This is a genomic window from Amycolatopsis sp. PSD-21 (assembly GCF_055561455.1).
The window spans coordinates 9,207,551-9,227,352 of the sequence record NZ_CM145712.1 but is presented as its reverse complement, the minus strand read 5'-3'; the positions used below and the strand labels follow the sequence as shown (position 1 = coordinate 9,227,352).

Genomic DNA, 19,802 nt, shown 5'->3' with positions numbered 1-19,802 from the left:
CCGGATGGGCGAGCGGCTGCCTGATCCCGAACTGTTCCGTCAAGGCGGCTTCCGCGTCGCGTCGAGGTTGTTCATCGAGGGCGACATCAGGGGCGACGAGCGCCAGGTGGCCCGGTTGCGGCGGTTCGCGCAGCGAGAGGACCCGGCGGCCGACGTGCTGGTGCCGTTGCTGCGGAAGGGCGCGCAACCCGAGTTCGAACAGGCGCTGCGGCAAGGCATCGACAGTGTCGAGAGTCCGCCGGAGGAGCTCGAAGCCTTCTTCCGCGACGTCGAGGCGACGCCGTACTGGGTCGACCCGGATCGCCTCAACAGCGGAGCGCGGGCGATCACGCGCGCCGGGTTGCTCGGCCTCTTCCCGCTCGGCGACGTTTCGCTGATGGGCGGCTATCTCGCATCGCGCGCCACGAAGGCGCTCGTCGGCACCGGCGAGATCGAGTACAAGGCGGCGCGGCGGCTCGTCGAGACGGCGACGTGGTGGATCCATGTCACGACGCCGGGCGCGCTGGTGCCCGGCGGGCGCGGGTACGAGTCCGCGTTGCGGGTGCGGATCGTGCACGCGCACGTCCGCGCGGCCATGAACCGCCGCAAGGACTGGGATTACGCCGCTTGGGACAAGCCGGTCAACCAGGTCCAGACCGCGGGCACGCTCCTGCTCTTCTCGCTCGTCTACGTCTTCGGCACGCAGCTGCTCGGGCTTCGCTACAGCGCCCGCGAGCGCGCCGACATCCTCCACCTTTGGCGTTACGTCGGCTGGCTGATGGGCGTCGACGAGGAACTCCTGCCCGCCGGCGAGGACGACGCCTGGCGTCTGCTGTGGCTGCTCGCCACCACCGAGTTCATCCCGGACGACGATTCCAAACGGCTCGCCGCGGCGCTGATGAAATCCCACGCCGGGATCGGCGAGGGCCGGGGCGCGCTCGGCAAGGTCCTCGCGCACGTGTCGGTCGCCGGGCACGGGGCGATCAGCAGGCTCCTGCTGGGCAAGGCCAACGCCGACTTCCTGGAGCTGCCCGATGACCCGATCGCGCAGGCGGCCGTGGTCGCGGCGGCGGGCGTCAACTTCGCCGCCGAGACGGTCCGGCGGGTGGTGCCCGGCGCGACGGCGCTCCAGGAGCTGCTCGGGGCCGCCGGGCGACGCCACTACCTGCGGCAGGTCACCAAGGTGTTCGGGCTCGACCCGACCTACGGCAGGCACATGAAGGCCGCTTGACTACGCTGATCGCGTGCTCCTCAGCGACCGTGACCTCCGTAAAGAGCTCGACGCAGGCCGTCTCGGCGTCGACCCGTTCGACCCGACCATGGTCCAGCCGTCGAGCATCGACGTGCGCCTCGACCGCTACTTCCGCGTGTTCGACAACAGCAAGTACACGCATATCGACCCGCAGCTTCAGCAGGATGAGCTGACCTCGCTGGTCGAGAAGGAGGGCGAAGACCCCTTCGTCCTCCACCCGGGCGAGTTCGTCCTCGGCTCCACCTACGAGACCGTCACGCTCGCCGACGATCTCGCCGGCCGCCTGGAGGGCAAGTCCTCCCTCGGCCGCCTCGGGCTGCTCACGCACTCCACCGCGGGCTTCATCGACCCTGGCTTCTCCGGCCACATCACCCTCGAGCTGTCGAACGTGGCGAACCTGCCGATCACGCTCTGGCCAGGGATGAAGATCGGCCAGCTCTGCATCTTCCGCCTGTCCAGCGCGGCGGAGTTCCCGTACGGCTCGAACGAGGCCGGCTCGCGCTACCAGGGTCAGCGAGGGCCGACCCCGAGCCGTGCGTACAAGAACTTCCACCGCGTCGACACCTGGCGCTAAGCCACCGGGGCTTCCCAGTCGATCCGGTGCCGCCACATGAAGGCGTTCGGATCCTCCTCCGGCAGGTTCTTGAACGCCCGCGTGAGGAAGAAGTCCCGGATCACCCGTCCGACGGGCCCGACCGCCTTGTCGTCACCGTTGCGCTTGCCGCGCTCGACGACGGCTTCGACGCGCTCGCGTCGCAGTCCCTCGTAGGTGGCGAGCGCCTGGGGAATCGAGGGCACGTCACGCAGGCATCGCGCCAGCGTGACGGCGTCCTCGATGGCCATCGCGGCGCCTTGCCCCGCCGCCGGTGACGTCGCGTGGGCGGCGTCACCGATGACGACCATCCGGTCCGTGCGCCAGGTCGGCACGCTCGGGAAGTCGTACGTCGCCCACGGCCGGTAGATCTCCCGCGTCGCGCGCACGATCTCGGCGGCGGGGGTGCGGTCCACCGCCAGCTGCCGGATCAGGTCCTCTCGCCAGGTGGGCGACACGGCGAGCTCGGCCGGAGACGGCTCACGCTTCCGGGGCACGTTCGCGAACCACCAGACGGCCCCGTCCGGGTGGACGATGTGGGCGAAGAACAGCCGCTTGCCGAACGTCATGTGCATGACGCCGGGTTCGTCGTCCAGCCGCAGGCCCTCGGCCAGTCCGCCGGTGTTCAGCAAGGGCACGTAGCGCGGTGACGGCGCCCCCGGGTCGATGATCGTCCGCACCCGCGAGCGGAGCCCGTCCGCGCCGATCAGCAGGTCGCCTTCGGCCGACGAGCCGTCCTCGAAGGTCGCGAGGACGCCCGAAGCGGTCTCGCGCGCGTCAGCCAAACGCTTGCCGTAGCGGATCTCGATGCCGCGTCCGACGGCTTCGTCGCGAAGCCCGATGTAGAGGTCGGAGCGCAGCACGGTCTGGCTCACGGTGCCGTCCTCGAGCGGTTCGCCGAGTGCGAGGTCGGCCAGTTCGCGGCCGTCGCCCAGCCGCATCTTGATCCGCGGCGTGTCGAATCCCAGGCCCTTGACCAGGCTTTTCAGTCCGATCGGGCTCAGCGCGTCGAGACCGTTCACCGCGAGGGTCAGGAACGCGCCGACTCCTTCCGCGCTCCGGTCGTACGCCTCGTGGATCACCGGCTCGTGGCCCGTCTCGTGCAGTGCGATCGCCGTGATCGTGCCCGCGATACCCCCGCCGGCGATCAGTACCTTCGCCATGTCGTTCACCCCACCGAATATCTTAGAAACTAATTCGTTCTGTCGAACTAAAGACTCCGCTAGGCTGGCCGACGTGTCAAGCGAGCGAGCGGAGCTGATCGAGCGGGTCCTCAGCGGGTCACGCGCGCTGTCGACGGAGACGGTCATGTTCCACACGGCGATCGCGGAGCAGCGCGGCCTTTCGGCCGTCGAAAGCAAGGTGACCGACTACCTCGCCCGCTTCGGACCGCAGACGCCCAAGGCGCTGTCACACCTTTCGGGGCTCGCGCCCGCGTCGATCACCGCGCTCATCGACAGGCTCGAGAGCAAGCGGATCGTCGCCCGGAAGCCGCATCCCGAGGATCGGCGAAAGGTGCTCATCGAGATCGACGGGGCGATGATGGCCTCGGCCGCGCCCCTGTGGGATCACCTGGTGAAGTCGGTCCGTGAGGCCTGCGAGAACTACACGGACGGGGAACTGGAGACGGTGATCCGGTTCCTCGCCGACGCGACGGCGATCACGCACGACTCCACGGGTCGCCTCGGCCGCTGACCGGTATTACTACTTTCGGGGGTATTGCCGTAACCGGTTCGTGATAAATTTCGGCCCCGTGTCCCCCAATAGAACACGAAGCCGGTTACTGCTGGTCACGCTCAGTGTGCTGCTGGGCGGGGTGATCGCCAGCGCGAGCTACCTGATGGTGACCGATCGGTTCCAGGGCACCGCGCTGAGCAACCTCTCGTTGAGCGTGCCCGACACCAAGGGCAGGCCCGGGGACGCGCTCGCCAAGCCTCCCGCCTACTTCGGCCAGACGTCCGCCCCGGCGCCCGGCGGTCCCGCGCCAGAGCCGTCTGCCCCCACGTCGTCTTCGGCCGCGCCGACGTCTTCCTCCGCGCCGCCCAGCTCGTCCTCCGCCGCGGCCGAGCCGCCCGCCCAGTCCTCCGAGGCCCCCAAGCACACTCCGAGCAAGGCGCCGGAACCGCCCCGTTCGCAGGACAGCTCGCTCGCCGGGCAGGTCATCGACCTGGTCAACGCCGAGCGCGCCGACGCGGGCTGCTCGCCGGTGAGCAACGAGTCCCACCTCGCCGCCGCCGCGCAGGGCCACAGCGACGACATGTCCGCCCGCAACTACTTCTCGCACACCACACCGGAAGGCGTCACGTTCGACCAGCGCATCCGCGCCGCCGGCTACGACAAGCCCGGCGCCGAGAACATCGCCAAGGGCCAGTCGAACGCCGCCAAGGTGATGGACGCCTGGATGAACTCCGAGGGCCACCGCGCGAACATCCTCAACTGCAAGCTGAAGAAGATCGGCGTCGGCGTCAACACCAAGGGCATGTACTGGACGCAGAACTTCGGCTACTGACCCTTGTCCCAGTCGCCGTAGCGGGCGAGCACGGCGGCGCGCAGTTCGGCGTCCGTGCGCGGAACGGGTTCGATGAACACCTCGGTGACGTCGCCGAACGTCTCGGTCAGTTCGGTCGCCATCCGGACGCAGGCGCGTTCGACCTCCGCGGCGCCGAGCGCGTCGTCGAAGTCGACGCGGGCGCACACGAGCACCTGATCGGTGCCCATCAGCATGGTCTGCAGGTCGACGACGGCCTCGATCTCGGGCTCCTTCCTCAGGTGGTCGCGCACCGCGCGCACCAGCCTCGGATCCGCCTGCCTGCCGATCAGCAGGCCGCGGTTGGTGCGGCCGAGCAGGTAGGCGACCAGCGCGAGCAGGACACCGATCGCGATCGACGCCGCGCCGTCCCAGACGTGCGAGCCGGTGAGCTGGTGCAGCCCGATCCCGGCGAACGCGAGCAGCAGGCCGATCAGCGCGGCCGAGTCCTCGAACAGCACGGTCTTCGGCGCCGGATCGTCGATCATCCGCAGATAGACCGAGACCTTCTGGCCCGATTCCGCGGCATCGCGGCGCACCTGCCGCACGGCCTGGAACCACGAGACGGATTCGAGGGCGAACGCGATCGCGAGGACGACGTAGCCGACGATCGGGTCGGTCTGCTCGGTCTCCTCGCCGAAAACCGTCGAAAAGCCTTCGTAGAGCGCGAACATCGCGCCCGAGGCGAAGATCGACACCGCCGCGAGCAACGACCAGAAGTACCGCTCCTTGCCGTAGCCGAACGGGTGGACGCGGTCGGCCGGCCGGTCCGACCGTTTCAGCGCGGTCAGCAGGAGTACTTCGGTGATCGTGTCGGCCACCGAGTGCGCGGCTTCCGACAGCATCGCGCCGGAGCCGGTGATGATCCCGGCGATCAGTTTCAGCACGGCGATGGCGAGGTTGACCCCACCCGCCAGCACCACCGTCAGGGTGCTTTCGTCACCGGATTCTTCACTCACCTCGCGTAGCGTAGTGCGAGTGCGCCGATCTCACAGGCGACGCAAACCCTGCAGGACGCGTTCCATCAAGGCGAGTGCCGGATGACCGTCGAATTCAGCCTGCGTTTCATGAACGGTGACCAAACCGAGTTCCGCCATATCACCCAAAAGGACCTTTGCGACGCCGAGTGGAACGCATAGCGACGCGGCTACTTCGGCGACCGAAGTCGGACGACGGCACAACGATCTCACGGAATGGAATTCGACGCTGAACCCCGGCGCGTTCCATGGCGCGTCGTTCCGGACGGAAATCATCGCTTCGATGGCGAAGTTCCGTTTGGACTGTGTGCGTCCGCCCGTGCGGACGTACGGGCGGACGCGCGTGCGACGGCGTTCCTGCCGCGGCGGCCGCCGGGCGGCCGGGATGCTGGGGATGGTCGCTTCCTGGGCCATCCTGGCGAATGCCGCGGACGAAGGGACGCGGGCGGGCGGGCGAACGGTCGGCGACCCCGGCATCGCGAGCCGGTGTTCCTTGACCGAACGGAGTTCGTGCCGGTTGCCCATCGATTCCTCGCCCCTTTTTTCGGATCCGCTGCAGCCTATCGCCACGGTGTACCGCCGAACGGGTAACGGGACCGAATGACCCGGACGGCATAAAACAAGAGGGAACATTCTCTCGCATTATGTGCGAGAGAATGTCCCCTCCGGTTGTGACGTTCTACTTGTCTTCCTCCGGCAGCGGGGTTCCGGTGGCCGTTTCGTCGGTGGGCACGTCGGCCTTTCCGTCGAGTTCGGCGTCCGAGACGGCGTCCAAAGAGGGCGCCCCCGCCGGGACCAGTTGCGGCTCCGGCTTCCGCTTGACGGCGGTCAGCAGCAGCTGGGCGACGTCGACGACCTCGACCTTCTCGCTCGCCTGCCCGTCGCTCTGGCGCGCGGTGACGCCGTCGGTGAGCATCACGCGGCAGAACGGGCAGCCGGTCGCGATCTTCGACGGTGCGGTGCCGAGCGCTTCGTCGACGCGCTCGACGTTGATCCGCTTGCCGATCTTCTCTTCCATCCACATCCGCGCGCCACCGGCGCCACAGCACATCGAGCGGTCGCCGTGCCGCGGCATTTCGCGCAGCTGCGCGCCCGAAGCGCCGACGAGCTCACGCGGAGCGTCGTAGACCTTGTTGTGGCGGCCCAGGTAGCACGGGTCGTGGTAGGTGACGTCCTCGGCGACCGGGGCCACCGGGGTCAGGTGCTTCTCCCGCACCAGGCGGTTGAGCAGCTGCGTGTGGTGCACGACGTCGAACTGGCCGCCCAGCTCCGGGTACTCGTTCGCGAGGGTGTTGAAACAGTGGGCACAGGTGACGACCACCTTGCGCGCCTTGCGTTCGCGGCCCTCGAACACCGAGTTGAGGATCTCGACGTTCTGCTGCGCCAGCATCTGGAAGAGGAACTCGTTGCCCGCGCGGCGGGCCGGGTCACCGGTGCAGGACTCCTCCGAGCCGAGCACGGTGTACTTGACGCCCGCGATGTGCAGCAGCTCCGCGACGGCGCGCGTGGTCTTCTTCGCGCGGTCCTCGAACGCGCCGGCGCAGCCGACCCAGAAGAGGTACTCGGTGTCGCCGAGGTCGCCGTCGAACACCGGCACCTCGAAGTCCAGGTCCTCGGTCCAGGCGAGCCGGTCCTTGGCGTTCTGGCCCCACGGGTTGCCCTTGTTCTCCAGGTTCTTGAACATCCCGTTGAGCTCGCTGGGGAACGCGGACTCGATCATCACCTGGTAGCGGCGCATGTCGACGATGTGGTCGACGTGCTCGATGTCCACCGGGCACTGCTCGACGCACGCGCCGCAGGAGGTGCAGGACCACAGCACTTCGGGGTCGATCACGCCACCGTCGTCGCCGATGAGGGCCTTCTGTGACTCGGCGATCGCGAGGACGTCGATGCCCGCGTACATGTTGTCACCGGACAGACCGACCTCGTCGCCCGCCATGTCGCGCTTTCCGCCCGCGAGCAGGTACGGCGCCTTCGCGTAGGCGTGGTCGCGAAGCTGTGTGATGAGCAGCTTCGGCGAGAGCGGCTTGCCGGTGTTCCACGCGGGGCACTGCGACTGGCAGCGGCCGCATTCGGTGCAGGTGGAGAAGTCCAGCCAGCCCTTCCAGCTGAAGTCCTCGATCTTGCCGACGCCGAAGGTGTCCTCGTCCGGGTCCGCCTCTTCGAGGTCGAGCACCTTGCCGTTGCTCATCATCGGCTTGAGCGCGCCCAGCGCGACGCCGCCGTCGGCCTCGCGCTTGAAGTAGATGTTGAAGAAGGCGCTGAACCGGTGCCAGGCGATACCCATCGTCATCGTGCGTGCGATGACGAACAGCCAGATCGTGGCACTCATCAGCTTGACGAAGGCGAACACCGAGACCAGGTTCGGGCTGGCCGGCAGCAGCTCACCGATCGGGTGCGAGACGAACGCCGCCCAGATCGGGGTTTCGTGGACGTTCATCGCGGATTTCGCGGCGCGGACACCGATGATGCCGATGCCCTCGATGAGCACGACGGCCTCGATGAAGTACGCCCACTTGAAGTTCGAGCCCTGGAACCGGGACTGCCGGTCGGCGCGGCGCGGGTGGTTCTTCTGGCGGATCCCGATCAGCACCAGGGCGCCGACGATGGTGCCGACCCCGAGCACCTCCATGAGCAGCTGGAACAGCGACCAGTCGTCGAGGATCGGCCAGCCCCAGGTGGGGACGAAGACTTCGCCGTACGCCTCGAACAGGGCGAGCGACCCGAGCAGGAAGCCCCACATGACGAGCCAGTGCGCGGCGCCGACGCTGCGGATCTTGTTCATCCGGGTGTGCGCGGCGAATTCCTTGATCAAGGTCTTCATCCGCGGGATGAATGGGCCGTTGCGGGTCGCGTCCGGCTGACCGAGGCGGATCACCCGCACGAAGCGGGCGATGGTCGCGAAGAACATTCCCCAGGCGACGACGCCGAGCAGGACCGCGATCCCGCCGAGCGTCAGCTGTACAGCGCCCATCGTCGGGTGCCTTTCGTCCGAGTGAAGCGTGTGGTGGTTCGGGCAGACTAATGCTTCTTACTGATGGGTAACCCACTGACCGCGCCCAAGTCCCACCGATGTGGTGTACGCCTCTCTTGGTTTTAAGACGATCGTCCAGGTAGTTTTTGTGACATGGGTGCGTACCTTCTCCTCGCTTTGGCCATCGCCGCTGAGGTAACCGCCACGGTCTCGTTGAAACTTTCCGAGGGTTTCAGCAAGGTGGGGCCGTCGATCGTCGTCGTGGCCGGGTACGTCGTCGCGTTCGTCGCGCTGGCGTATGTGCTGAAGGCGGGCGTGCCGGTGAGCGTCGCGTACGCGATCTGGGCCGCGGCCGGGGTCGCGCTGGTGGCGGCCGTCGGCATCGTCTTCTTCAAGGAACCCGTCAACCTCTCCGTGATCGCCGGGCTGGTGCTGGTGATCGGCGGTGTCGTGCTGATCGAGGCAGGAGGCGCGCACTAAGTGAAGATCCAGGTCGACGGCCGGAAGGCCAGGGGCGAGAAGCGGCGCGAGGAGATCATCGCGGCCGCACTGCGGGTGATCGAAAGGGATGGCGTCGCCGGCGTCACCCACCGGACGGTCGCCGCCGAGGCGGGCGTGCCGACGGCGTCGACCACCTATCACTTCTCCAGCCTCGACGACCTGCTGATCGCCACCCTCATCTCGTGCGCGAGGGATATGGCGACCGAGGTCTACTGGATGATCGACCGCGCCCGCTCGCGCGGCAGCCGCGGCGCGGAAGAGGTCGCCGGGCTGCTCGCGGAGGCGCTGGGCCCGCGCCGCGGGCGGACGATGGCGGAGTACGAGCTGTACCTGCTGGCCGCGCGCAAACCGGAGCTGCGGCCCGCCGCCCGGCGCTGGCTGGACGTGCTGACCTCGATGGTCCGGCACGACGACGAGGTCGCGTTCCGGGTGTTCCTGGCCGGGATCGACGGCCTGCTCATCCAGGGCCTCATCGACGACGAACCGCCGTCCGCCGACGAACTGCGGCCGGTGGTGGACTACCTGCTGAAACCTCGTTGACCTGCTGGGTAGCGTTCGGATCATGAGGACTGTCGGCGCTTACGAACTGGACGACGACCCGGCACGGCTGGACCTCGACGTGGTGTGGAAGCACCTGTCCACCGAGGTCTACTGGGGCAAGTGGCGAGACCGCGAACAGGTCGAGAAGGTCTTCCGGAACGCGTGGCGGGTCGTCGGCGCGTACGAGACTTCGAGCGGCAGGCTGGTCGGGTTCGCGCGGGCGTTCTCGGACACCATCGGCAGTGCTTATCTCGCGGACGTCTTCGTCGTCGGCGAGGCGCGCGGCGCGGGGCTCGGCAAGGAGCTGGTCCGGGAGATGATCGACAACGGGCCGGGCGCGGAGTTCCGGTGGATGCTCCACACCGCCGACGCGCACGGGCTGTACCGGCGGTTCGGCTTCGGTGACCCGCCCGACGGGCAGTACATGGAGCGGAGCCGGGCGAACGGGCAGGTCTAGCGAGGACCACTCCGCCGACGTTGTGAAAGCCACGTTCGCAACCTTCAACGTTGCGAACGTGGCTTTCGCAACATCACCTTGGTCCGGTCTAGTAGCGAGCGTCGCCACTGAGCGCCCAAGTCCGTGAAGGCCTCCTTGAGGGACCCAGAGTCCCTCAAGGAGGCCTTCACGGAAAGCCGGTTCAGCCCTTGTTCTCGTGCAGGGCCGTCAGCGATGCCCGGGCGATGGCGTGGCTGAAGAGGTTGAAGCCGAGGAAGGCCGGCGTAGCGTCTTCGCCGACTTCCAGCTTTTCGACGTCGACCGCGTGCACCGTGAAGATGTACCGGTGCGGCCCGTGCCCGGGCGGCGGGGCGGCGCCGAGGAACCGCTTCACGCCGCCGTCCCCCTTCAGGGTGACAGCGCCCTCCGGCAGACCGGAACCCGTCTCGTCGCCCGCGTTCGCGGCCAGCGCCGTCACCGACGCCGGGATGTTGAAGACCGCCCAGTGCCAGAACCCGCTCGCCGTCGGGGCGTCGGGGTCGTAGCACGTCACGGCGAAACTCTTGGTCCCATCGGGGAAGCCGTCCCACGACAGCTGCGGGGAACGGTCCTCGCCGCCCGCGCCGAAGATCCCGGAAAGCTGGGGCGTCGGCAGGAAGCCGCCTTCCTCGATATCGGTGCTGCTCAAGGTGAAGGCAGGCAGATCGGGCAGGAATTCGTACGGATCGGGTGCCTGCGGCATGCGTCCTCCTGATCGTCGAACAGATGACGGAGCCAGGCTAGGCGCTGTCCGGCGAGTCTGTTCGATGGGCTTCGGGATCCAGGCGGTTCCTGGCGGTGCGGGCGGATCGGCCTCGTACCGGGTCGTACTCGGCCGCATCCGCCCGTGCCGTCAGGGGCCGCCTGGGCGCGAAGACCGCGAACACGACTTGCCGGACAGCGCCTAGGACCCCTAGAGCCCTGGCGCGGGATCAGGGACGAATCCGGGGGTTACCCCTATGTCCAACCCGCCGCGCTGCCCTTAGCGTCGAGTTACACGAAAACCTGCTCTGGAGGGACTCAAGACCATGGCGCGCCCACTCCTCGCGATCGGAGGCATCGCGTTGATCGGCGTCGGTGTCCTCACCGGCCTCGGCTGGTGGTGGCCGTCCGACGCGGAGGCCACCTCGGAGGTCACCCAGCCGATCCGCAGCGTGCGGATCGACAACGACGAGGGCCGGGTCAAGATCCGCACCGGCGAGGGGCCGGTCCGGATCCACCAGGAGTTCGAGTACCGCTGGAACAAGCCGGGCGACTCGTTCCGCGTGGAAGGCGACACCTTGGTCCTCGCCGACTGCGGCACCACCTGCGAGGTTCGTTACGACGTGGTGGTCCCGGTGGGCGTCCCGGTCTCCGGCAAGCTGGATTCGGGGGCACTCGACGTCGCCGGGGTGTCCACTGTGGACGTCACGGTGGACTCCGGCGAGGTTTCCGTCGCGGATGTGCCGGGCACGGTGAAGGTGCGGTCCGACGCGGGCCGCGTCGAACTGGCGAACATCGGCCAGGCCGTCACCGTGCAGGCCGCTTCCGGAGCCATCAAGGGGGAACGGCTCGGCGGCAACGTCGAGGCCCGCACCGACAGCGGCCGCATCGAACTCGAACTGGTCAAGGGCGCCGACGTCGCCGCGCAGACCGACAGCGGTTCGGTCGAGGTCACCGTCCCGGCCGGCGAGTACAACGTCACCGGCACCACCGGCAGTGGCAGTCGCGACATCGACGTGAACCAGTCCGGTTCGGCCCAGCACAAGCTCGATCTCAACACCGACAGCGGAAGCGTCAAGGTCAAAGCGGCCTGACGGATATATCGGGGGAACATTTTCTCATGGGGAACAAGGAGAAGCGCGTCCTCGGCGCGCTCGCTCTCGGCGCGCTGACCGCCTTCGGGATCGTCGGCTGCACAGGGGAATTCCAGCAGAAGCTGAGTGACGGCGCGCCCGTCACCGAGCAGGTCACCGCGATCCGGGTGGACGTCCCGGTCGGCGCGGTCACGCTCCGGGTCGAGGACGGCGCGCCCGTCTCGCTGCGCCGCGAAGTGACGTACAACGGCAAGAATCCGGGCAAGACGTACAGCGTCGAGAACGGCACGCTGGTGCTCGGCGGCTGTCAGCAGTGCGGCGTGGACTACGACGTCGTGGTGCCGCGCGAGCTGGCGATCTCGGGGACCATCGGCACCGGCAAGATCACGCTCGCCCGCGCGGCTTCGGTCGATCTGAAGGGTGACGTGGGTGACCTCAAGGTGCTGAGCACGTCCGGGCCCGTCAACCTGCGCACCGGCACCGGTGACATCGAGGTCGGTCTCGCGAAGCCCGGCGCCGTCACCGCGAACGCCGAGGTCGGCAAGGTCGTCGTGTCCGTTCCCGACGGCGCGTACCAGGTCCGCGCGAAGGCGGAGGTCGGCAAGGTCGAGACCGGCGGCGTCCGGCAGGACCAGGCTTCGGCGAACGTCCTGGACCTCCAGTCCGGAACCGGCTCGATCACGGTGAAGCCCGCATGAAGACGCTGGCCGCGGTCACCGCGCTTACCCTGCTGCCGCTTTCCGCGCTGCCGGCGTCCGCCTCGTCCGGGATCGACTGGAAGCCGTGCGCGACCGAGTACGCGCCGACGCTGGAATGCGCGAACCTCCCGGTGAGCGACGGTTTCTCGATCGCGCTGGCGAAACTGCCCGCGGCCGATCCCGCGCGCCGCGTCGGTTCGCTGCTGACGAATCCGGGCGGGCCGGGCGGTTCCGGCGTCACCGTGCTGAAGTACGGCGGCCGCGGTTTCGCGCTGGACAAGCCGGAAATGGCCGAAGTGCGGCAACGGTTCGACGTCATCGGGTTCGATCCGCGCGGCGTCGGCGAAAGCACGCCCGCGATCACCTGCGGGCCGGATCTGCACGATCCGGCGGTCAGCCGTTTTCCGCGGAGCCACGCCGATTACGACAAGCTTCTCGCGCACAACCGCGCTTCGGGCGGCGAGTGCCTGAAGCGGACCGGACCCGGATTGTCCTCTGTGGACACTTGGCGGGCCGCGGACGACGTCGAAGCGATCCGGGGCGCCCTCGGCGAGCCGAAGGTGAACTGGCTCGGCGTCTCCTACGGTTCCGAACTCGGCGCCGTGTACGCGGAGAAGTACCCGAAGCGAGTCCGGACGATGGTGCTCGACGGCGCCGTCGACCACTCGCGGCCCACCAGGCAGGCGGTCCTCGAAGAGGCCATCGCGACCGAGAGCGCGCTGAAGGACTTCGCGCGGTGGTGTGCGCAGTCGGCCGACTGCGCGCTTCGCGGCAAGGACGTCCTCGCCACCTACGACGCGTTGATGCGGACGCCCGGCGGCGTGCCGTCGAAACAGCTCGGACGGAACGTGACCGCCGAGGAGATGGCGGCCGGCGTCTACGGCAGCCTCATCCTCCCGGCGTTCTGGCCGGATCTCGCGAAGGCGATCCAGGCCGCGACGGCGGGGAACGCGGACGGACTGCTGCCGTACTCCCAGCTCGACCCGTCCTACGGCGCGTATCGCGCGATCGGCTGCCACGACTTCGGCTCGCCGTTCACCTCCTATGCCGACATGCGGGCGATGCAGGGGCTGGTGAAGACCCTCTCGCCGCACGGATGGCGGTATTCGGAGTTCTGGGACATGGCGAGCGGGTGCGCGGGCTGGCCGGTGCCATCCGCCTACCTGCCGCGACCGCAACGGGTGACCGGCGCGGCGCCGATCCTCGTGGTCGGTGGCGAACACGATCCGGCGACGCCGCTCGTCTGGGCGAAAGGGCTCGCGCGGAACATCGAGAACTCGACGTTGCTGGTCGACGCCGGGTACGGGCACACCGGGCTGCTCAACTCGGCCTGCGTGCGCGCCGAAGAGGTGAAGTACCTGGTGAGCGGCGTCACACCCGCTCCTGGCACGGTCTGCCGGTAGTCCGGGAACAAGACGAACGTGCCGCACGTTGAGCCGGATGCAAGGTTGAGTGAGGGTGACTCAAGTCCGGCTTGACGGAAGCCCCACCATCCCGATACAACTTGCGTTGAGCCCGCTCAAGGTGGGCGGATACGTGCAGGTCACGAACTAGCAGGAGGATCACACCATGGCGCGAGCGGTCGGCATCGACCTCGGCACGACCAACTCGGTCGTCGCTGTCCTTGAGGGCGGCGAGCCGACGGTCATCGCCAACTCGGAAGGTTCCCGCACCACCCCGTCCATCGTCGCCTTCGCCAAGAACGGTGAAGTGCTGACCGGCCAGCCGGCGAAGAACCAGGCCGTGACGAACGTCGACCGGACCATCCGGTCGGTCAAGCGGCACATCGGTACCGACTGGAAGACCGAGATCGACGGCAAGGCCTACACCTCGCAGGAGATCAGCGCCCGCGTGCTGATGAAGCTCAAGCGCGACGCCGAGGCGTACCTCGGCGAGACCATCACCGACGCGGTCATCACCGTCCCCGCCTACTTCGAGGACGCGCAGCGGCAGGCCACCAAGGAGGCCGGGCAGATCGCCGGCCTGAACGTGCTCCGCATCGTCAACGAGCCCACCGCGGCGGCGCTGGCGTACGGCCTCGACAAGGGCGAGAAGGAGCAGACCATCCTGGTCTTCGACCTCGGTGGCGGTACGTTCGACGTCTCGCTGCTGGAGATCGGCGAGGGTGTCGTCGAGGTCCGCGCGACCTCCGGTGACAACCACCTCGGCGGTGACGACTGGGACGAGCGCATCGTCACCTGGCTGGTCGACAAGTTCAAGTCGTCCAACGGCATCGACCTCACCAAGGACAAGATGGCGCTCCAGCGCATCCGTGAGGCCGCCGAGAAGGCGAAGATCGAGCTGTCCAGCTCGAACTCGGCCAGCATCAACCTGCCGTACATCACGGTGGACGCGGACAAGAACCCGCTATTCCTCGACGAGCAGCTCTCCCGCGCCGAGTTCCAGAAGATCACCTCGGACCTGCTCGAGCGCACCCGCAAGCCGTTCAACAACGTCATCCGTGACGCGGGTGTCGCCGTCGGCGACATCGACCACGTCGTGCTCGTGGGTGGTTCCACCCGCATGCCCGCCGTGTCCGAGCTGGTCAAGGAGCTGACCGGCGGCCGCGAGCCGAACAAGGGCGTCAACCCGGACGAGGTCGTCGCCGTCGGCGCGGCGCTGCAGGCCGGTGTGCTCAAGGGTGAGGTCAAGGACGTCCTCCTGCTCGACGTGACCCCGCTTTCGCTGGGCATCGAGACCAAGGGCGGCGTGTTCACCAAGCTCATCGAGCGCAACACCACGATCCCGACCAAGCGTTCGGAGATCTTCTCCACCGCGGACGACAACCAGCCCTCGGTGCAGATCCAGGTGTTCCAGGGTGAGCGCGAGATCGCGGCGCACAACAAGAAGCTCGGCATGTTCGAGCTGACCGGTCTCCCGCCCGCCCCGCGTGGCGTGCCGCAGATCGAGGTCACCTTCGACATCGACGCCAACGGCATCGTGCACGTCCTCGCGAAGGACCTGGGCACGAACAAGGAGCAGTCGATGACGATCACCGGTGGCTCCGCGCTGCCGAAGGACGACATCGAGCGCATGGTCAAGGACGCCGAGGCGCACGCCGAGGAGGACAAGCAGCGCCGCGAGGAGGCGGAGACCCGCAACCAGGCGGAGACGCTGGTCTACCAGACCGAGAAGTTCGTCAAGGACAACGAGGACAAGCTGCCCGACGAGCTCAAGGGCAAGGTGAAGTCCGCGATCGACGAGGCCAACGAGGCGCTCAAGGGCACCGACTCGGCGAAGATCCGCGAGTCCATCGAGAAGCTGAACACCGCTTCGCAGGAGCTGGGCACCGCGCTCTACGCCAACGCCACCCCGGGCGCCGAAGGTGCCGCCGGTGAAGGCGCCGCCGGTGCGGCGGGCGCGGGCACCGGTTCGCAGGCCAAGGCGGACGACGTCGTCGACGCCGAGATCGTCGAAGAGGACGAGAAGGACAAGAAGTGACGGGACGCTACGACGAAACCGAGGGCCGGGGCCCGGACGAACCGGTGGTCGTGCGGGACCGTAGGCGGATCGATCCGCTGACCGGTGAGGTCCGCTCGGCCGCCCCGGCCGCCGAAACCCAGGACGGCCCGAAGCACGCCGCTCCGGCCGAAGACACCGTCGAACCGGAGCCCGCGGCCCACGCGGGCCCCGGCCTCGGGGAGTCCATCGTGGACGACTCGGTGTCGGTGGCCACCGGGCTGGAGAAGGAGCTGGCGGAACGCACCGCCGACCTCCAGCGGCTCCAGGCCGAGTACGCCAACTACCGCAAGCGCGTGGACCGCGACCGCGAGCAGGTCGTCGCCGGTGCGAAGGCGTCGGTCGTCAACGATCTGCTCCCGCTGCTCGACGACCTCGAGCGCGCGGAGCAGCACGGCGATCTGACGGGCGCCTTCAAGTCGGTCGGCGAGAAGCTCGTCGGAAGCCTGCAGCGGTCGGGCCTCGAAGCGTTCGGCACCGAGGGCGAGCCCTTCGACCCGAGCGTCCACGAGGCGGTCCAGCACAGCACGTCGCCGGACGTCTCCGGCCCGACGGTCACCGTGGTCATGCGCCGCGGTTACCGCTTCGGCGAGCGCGTGCTGCGCCCGGCGATGGTCGGGGTCACCGACCACGAGCCCGGTGCCGCCCCGGCGGCGCAGGACGCTCCGGTGGACCCGCCCGTGGGTGGCGAACTGCCGCTCGAGGGCGAACTTTTCGATGAGAACAACCGCTGATCGGCGATACGGCGTGAAAGGAGGAGACGTTCGGTGAGTGCACGGGAATGGATCGGTAAGGACTTCTACCGTGAGCTGGGCGTCTCCTCCGACGCCACCGCGGACGAGATCAAGAAGGCCTACCGCAAGCTGGCCAAGGAGAACCACCCCGACGCCAACGCGGGCAACGTGGAGGCCGAGAAGAAGTTCAAGGCGGTCTCCGAGGCGTACGGCGTTCTTTCCGACGCGTCCAAGCGCAAGGAGTACGACGAGGCCCGCCGCCTCTTCGGCTCCGGCGGTCCCGGCGGCTTCGGCTTCCCGGGGGCCGGCGGTGGCGGCGGTTTCGACGTCGGCGACATCTTCGGCCAGGCGGGTCAGCAGCAGGGCGGGTTCGGCGGTCTCGGCGACATCCTCGGCGGGCTCTTCGGCCGCCGTGGCGCCGCCGCCGGTGCCACCGCGAACCGGCCGCAGCGCGGCTCGGACGTGGAGACCGACGTCCGGATCGACTTCGCCGAGGCGGTCAAGGGCGCGACCCTGCCGCTGCGGCTGTCGAGCCCGGCGACCTGTTCCACCTGCGGCGGAAACGGCGCGAAGCCGGGGACCTCCCCGAGGACGTGCGCGACCTGCCAGGGCAGCGGGCTGGTCAGCCGGAGCCAGGGCGCGTTCGCGTTCTCGGAGCCGTGCCGTGACTGCCGCGGCCGCGGCACGATCATCGACGATCCCTGCCCGGAATGCGCGGGCGAGGGCATCAGCACCCGCACCCGCACGCTGACCGTGCGGATCCCGCCGGGCGTCGCCGACGACCAGCGGATCCGGCTGGCTGGTCAGGGCGAGCCAGGCCGTGGCGGCGCGCAGCCGGGCGATCTGTACGTCCGCGTGCACGTCGCTCCGCACGCGGTGTTCGGGCGCAAGGATCTCGACCTGACGATCACCGTGCCGGTGTCCTTCTCGGAACTGGCCCTCGGCGGCACGATCACCGTGCCGACGCTGGAGGGCAAGGTCTCACTGAAGGTGCCGCAGGGCACAGCGAGTGGTCGCGTGCTCCGGGTGCGCGGCAAGGGGATCGCGAAACGCGACGGCTCGCAGGGCGATCTGCTGGTCACCCTGCAGGCGGCCATCCCGGCCAAACTGGACGACAAGGCCCGTGAAGCGCTGGAGGCCTACGCGGAGGCCATGGCCGATCACGATCCGCGACCGGAGATCACCGAACTTCTCGAAGGCAGGTGAGCACGATGTTCGGCGGGCTGCCGCACGGTGCGGACGAGGACACCCCCGTGTTCGTCATTTCGGTGGCGGCGCAGCTTTCCGGCCTGCACGCGCAGACCCTGCGGTCCTACGACCGCCAGGGTCTCGTGTCGCCGGGCCGGACGTCCGGTGGTGGACGCCGTTACTCGATGCGGGACATCGCGTTGCTGCGCGAAGTGCAGCGACTGTCCCAAGAGGACGGTGTCAACCTCGCGGGCATCAAGCGGATCATCGAGCTGGAGAACCAGGTCGACGCGCTCCGCGCACGGATCGCCGAACTGACCGACGAGCTCACGGCGGCGTACGTCGCCGCCGAACAGACCGCCGCGGCCGTGCACGCCTCCTACCGCAAGGATCTCGTCCCGCTGCGGCAGCAGACGGCGCTCGTGGTCTGGAAGCCCAAGAAACGCAATTAGTCCTCTGAATGCGGGGGCGAGGCAAGGTGGCAGGTTGCGAAAGCCACTTTCGCAACCTTCAACGTTGCGAAAGTGGCTTTCGCAACGTCGGTGGCGGTGAGCGGTCGGATCTGGTGGCCGCTGCCCGAGGGGCTTGCGCTATGCAGCCGACCTGCCCCTGTTCGTGAACCTCGCGCCCGAGACGTGTCGCGAAAGCCACTTTCGCGACGTCTGATGTCCCGAAAGTGGCTTTCGCGACACGGTCGCTTTGCCTCTCACCCACGCATTTAGCGGACTAAATGCGTCATTGGCCGGGCACCAGGGTCCGGATCTGCTGGACCTCGCCGGTGCGCGAGTCCATGATCCGCTGGGCCAGCGCCTTCGCCTCCGGGTTCTTGCCGTCCTTCAGTTCGGTCCTCGCCAGCGCGACCCCGTTGTGCTGGTGCGCGACGAAGATGTCGGCGAAGTCGAGGCTGAACTCCGCACCATCCTTTTTGGACAGTGCTTCGAGGAGTCCCTTGTCGGTGAGCCCGTCGCCACCGTGATGGTGGTGTGCGTGCGGATCCGCCGAGCCCGTCTCGGGTTTGCCCCAGGCCTTCAGCCAGTTCCGCATGTCGGTGGTCTCGGTCTGCTGTGTCGCCTCGATGGCGGCCGCGAGATTCGTCAGCTCCTGCTTCTGCCCCTGCTTGGTCTTCACCAGCTTGACGATCTCCACGCCCTGGTCGTTGTGGGCGATCATCATCTGCAGGAACATCACGTCGGCGTCGTTGTACTGCGCGGACGCCGCCGCCGACTGGGGGACCGGGGAGATCGGGGCGCCGGCGTTGGTCGGTGAGCCGTCGCCGGACCCGCAGCCCGCGAGGGCCACGAGACCGGCGACGAGAACGAGGGCCAGCTTCACTGGCGCGTCCACAGCGCGGGCGTGTTCGGCGGTTCCCAGCCTTGGATCGCCGTATGCGCCATCTGGCACCGGTAGGTGGCGCCGCCGTAGGTCACCGTGCTGCCGACCGTGTAGGACGTCCCGGCCGCCCAGGTGCCGCCGGCGGGCGGGTTGGTGGTGCTGGTGGGCGGGTTCGAGGTGGTCGGCGGGTTGCTGGTCGTCGGCGGGTTCGACGTCGTGGGCGGGTTGCCGCCGCCGATCTGCAGGTCGATGCAGCTGTAGAAGGCCATCGGCGTGTCCGCGATGTTCCAGATGGCGAGCACCTTCTGGCGGCCGCTGAAGCCGGCCAGGCTCACCGTGTGCGACGTCGGGTCCTTCGGCGCGGAGTTGTTCCCGCTGATGTCGGCGATCTTGGTGCCGCCGATGTAGTACTCGTAGTTCGTGGTCCGGTGGTAGGCGGTGAACTTCCAGTTGAAGGTCACGCTGTTGCCGACCGACGCGGCGGGCCACGGCTTCGATTCGTCGTTGAGCTCGGCGAATCCGGGAAGGCCGCCGTTGCAGCTGCGGAGCCCCTTCGGGCCTTCGACGCTCTGCGGTTCGTAGACGATCGCGCCGCAGCCGGAGACCTTGCCCTGGGCGCAGTTCGCCTGGCGGCTTGGCGGGGACAGCACGTAGCCGTGGGCGCTGGCCACCTGGGGGATGGCGACGATGGCGATCGGGGCGAGGATCGCACCGGCGGCGGCTGCCACGAGCTTGCGTTTGACGGTCATGCCGGCTCCTGGGGGATGGAACGACGGTG

At 68.4% G+C, this 19,802-nt stretch carries 21 protein-coding genes; 14 read left to right on the top strand and 7 right to left on the bottom strand.

From position 1 onward, the window contains the following. Window positions 1-4 precede the first annotated feature (4 nt). Window positions 5-1,210, top strand: a complete 1,206-nt coding sequence (locus ACZ1DY_RS43535; RefSeq protein WP_465483151.1) for an oxygenase MpaB family protein — start codon at window positions 5-7, stop codon at window positions 1,208-1,210. A 13-nt stretch (window positions 1,211-1,223) separates the two neighbouring features. Then, window positions 1,224-1,805: a dCTP deaminase gene (gene dcd, locus ACZ1DY_RS43530; protein WP_125679521.1), complete on the top strand. Its 582-nt coding sequence runs from the start codon at window positions 1,224-1,226 to the stop codon at window positions 1,803-1,805. Here the strand turns inward: dcd and ACZ1DY_RS43525 are convergent. After that, window positions 1,802-2,986 carry an FAD-dependent oxidoreductase gene (locus tag ACZ1DY_RS43525; RefSeq protein ID WP_465483150.1) on the bottom strand — a complete coding sequence of 395 codons (1,185 nt, stop codon included), beginning with the start codon at window positions 2,984-2,986 and terminating at the stop codon, window positions 1,802-1,804. The genes dcd and ACZ1DY_RS43525 overlap by 4 nt on opposite strands. A 73-nt stretch (window positions 2,987-3,059) precedes the next feature. On the opposite strand from ACZ1DY_RS43525, the gene ACZ1DY_RS43520 reads away from it, so the two are divergent. Further along, the gene (locus ACZ1DY_RS43520; protein WP_257483425.1) at window positions 3,060-3,518 is read left to right on the top strand and encodes a MarR family winged helix-turn-helix transcriptional regulator; all 459 of its coding nucleotides are present in this window, start codon (window positions 3,060-3,062) and stop codon (window positions 3,516-3,518) included. Between the two features lie 121 nt (window positions 3,519-3,639). Further along, window positions 3,640-4,332, top strand: coding sequence for a CAP domain-containing protein (locus tag ACZ1DY_RS43515; RefSeq protein ID WP_465485794.1), 693 nt, complete (start codon window positions 3,640-3,642; stop codon window positions 4,330-4,332). On the opposite strand, the gene ACZ1DY_RS43510 is transcribed toward ACZ1DY_RS43515, so the two are convergent. From ACZ1DY_RS43510 to ACZ1DY_RS43500, 3 genes are all read right to left on the bottom strand, one after another. Further along, window positions 4,326-5,309: a cation diffusion facilitator family transporter gene (locus ACZ1DY_RS43510; protein ID WP_465483149.1), complete on the bottom strand. Its 984-nt coding sequence runs from the start codon at window positions 5,307-5,309 to the stop codon at window positions 4,326-4,328. The genes ACZ1DY_RS43515 and ACZ1DY_RS43510 overlap by 7 nt on opposite strands. Before the next feature lie 30 nt (window positions 5,310-5,339). Next, complete coding sequence (locus tag ACZ1DY_RS43505; protein ID WP_126736131.1) at window positions 5,340-5,852, bottom strand: DUF742 domain-containing protein; 513 nt, start codon at window positions 5,850-5,852, stop codon at window positions 5,340-5,342. A 154-nt stretch (window positions 5,853-6,006) separates the two neighbouring features. Continuing rightward, window positions 6,007-8,301 carry a (Fe-S)-binding protein gene (locus ACZ1DY_RS43500; protein ID WP_465483148.1) on the bottom strand — a complete coding sequence of 765 codons (2,295 nt, stop codon included), beginning with the start codon at window positions 8,299-8,301 and terminating at the stop codon, window positions 6,007-6,009. Window positions 8,302-8,454: 153 nt separating this feature from the next. Here ACZ1DY_RS43500 and ACZ1DY_RS43495 point away from each other — a divergent pair, with 153 nt between their 5' ends. From ACZ1DY_RS43495 to ACZ1DY_RS43485, 3 genes are read left to right on the top strand one after another with little or no spacing between them, the layout of a single operon-like run. After that, complete coding sequence (locus tag ACZ1DY_RS43495) at window positions 8,455-8,781, top strand: DMT family transporter (protein ID WP_465483147.1); 327 nt, start codon at window positions 8,455-8,457, stop codon at window positions 8,779-8,781. After that, window positions 8,782-9,342 carry a TetR/AcrR family transcriptional regulator gene (locus ACZ1DY_RS43490; protein WP_126736128.1) on the top strand — a complete coding sequence of 187 codons (561 nt, stop codon included), beginning with the start codon at window positions 8,782-8,784 and terminating at the stop codon, window positions 9,340-9,342. Window positions 9,343-9,364: 22 nt separating this feature from the next. Then, window positions 9,365-9,799: a GNAT family N-acetyltransferase gene (locus ACZ1DY_RS43485; protein ID WP_126736127.1), complete on the top strand. Its 435-nt coding sequence runs from the start codon at window positions 9,365-9,367 to the stop codon at window positions 9,797-9,799. Between the two features lie 181 nt (window positions 9,800-9,980). Here the strand turns inward: ACZ1DY_RS43485 and ACZ1DY_RS43480 are convergent, their stop codons facing one another. Next, window positions 9,981-10,520 carry a YbhB/YbcL family Raf kinase inhibitor-like protein gene (locus ACZ1DY_RS43480; RefSeq protein WP_465483146.1) on the bottom strand — a complete coding sequence of 180 codons (540 nt, stop codon included), beginning with the start codon at window positions 10,518-10,520 and terminating at the stop codon, window positions 9,981-9,983. A 325-nt stretch (window positions 10,521-10,845) separates the two neighbouring features. Between ACZ1DY_RS43480 and ACZ1DY_RS43475 the strand changes: the two genes are divergently transcribed. The 7 genes from ACZ1DY_RS43475 (at window position 10,846) to ACZ1DY_RS43445 (ending at window position 18,144) form a co-directional block, all read left to right on the top strand. Continuing rightward, complete coding sequence (locus ACZ1DY_RS43475; protein WP_465483145.1) at window positions 10,846-11,613, top strand: DUF4097 family beta strand repeat-containing protein; 768 nt, start codon at window positions 10,846-10,848, stop codon at window positions 11,611-11,613. Between the two features lie 26 nt (window positions 11,614-11,639). Then, complete coding sequence (locus ACZ1DY_RS43470) at window positions 11,640-12,311, top strand: DUF4097 family beta strand repeat-containing protein (RefSeq protein WP_126736124.1); 672 nt, start codon at window positions 11,640-11,642, stop codon at window positions 12,309-12,311. Further along, window positions 12,308-13,714, top strand: a complete 1,407-nt coding sequence (locus ACZ1DY_RS43465) for an alpha/beta hydrolase (protein WP_465483144.1) — start codon at window positions 12,308-12,310, stop codon at window positions 13,712-13,714. The genes ACZ1DY_RS43470 and ACZ1DY_RS43465 overlap by 4 nt, the downstream gene beginning before the upstream one ends. A 166-nt stretch (window positions 13,715-13,880) precedes the next feature. Further along, a complete protein-coding gene (dnaK, locus tag ACZ1DY_RS43460; RefSeq protein WP_016338148.1) occupies window positions 13,881-15,752 on the top strand; it encodes a molecular chaperone DnaK in 1,872 nt (623 codons plus the stop codon). Further along, window positions 15,749-16,504 (top strand): nucleotide exchange factor GrpE, encoded by a 756-nt coding sequence (grpE, locus tag ACZ1DY_RS43455; RefSeq protein WP_126736122.1) that lies wholly within the window; start codon window positions 15,749-15,751, stop codon window positions 16,502-16,504. The genes dnaK and grpE overlap by 4 nt, the downstream gene beginning before the upstream one ends. Window positions 16,505-16,537: 33 nt before the next feature. Beyond that, complete coding sequence (gene dnaJ / locus ACZ1DY_RS43450) at window positions 16,538-17,710, top strand: molecular chaperone DnaJ (RefSeq protein ID WP_126736121.1); 1,173 nt, start codon at window positions 16,538-16,540, stop codon at window positions 17,708-17,710. 5 nt (window positions 17,711-17,715) lie between these two features. Continuing rightward, window positions 17,716-18,144, top strand: coding sequence for a heat shock protein transcriptional repressor HspR (locus ACZ1DY_RS43445; RefSeq protein WP_257489832.1), 429 nt, complete (start codon window positions 17,716-17,718; stop codon window positions 18,142-18,144). A gap of 283 nt (window positions 18,145-18,427) precedes the next feature. Here the strand turns inward: ACZ1DY_RS43445 and ACZ1DY_RS43440 are convergent, their stop codons facing one another. Further along, complete coding sequence (locus ACZ1DY_RS43440) at window positions 18,428-19,024, bottom strand: DUF305 domain-containing protein (RefSeq protein WP_257483416.1); 597 nt, start codon at window positions 19,022-19,024, stop codon at window positions 18,428-18,430. After that, window positions 19,021-19,773 carry a lytic polysaccharide monooxygenase gene (locus ACZ1DY_RS43435; protein ID WP_126736119.1) on the bottom strand — a complete coding sequence of 251 codons (753 nt, stop codon included), beginning with the start codon at window positions 19,771-19,773 and terminating at the stop codon, window positions 19,021-19,023. Before ACZ1DY_RS43435 ends, ACZ1DY_RS43440 begins: the two co-directional genes overlap by 4 nt. Window positions 19,774-19,802: the final 29 nt, after the last annotated feature.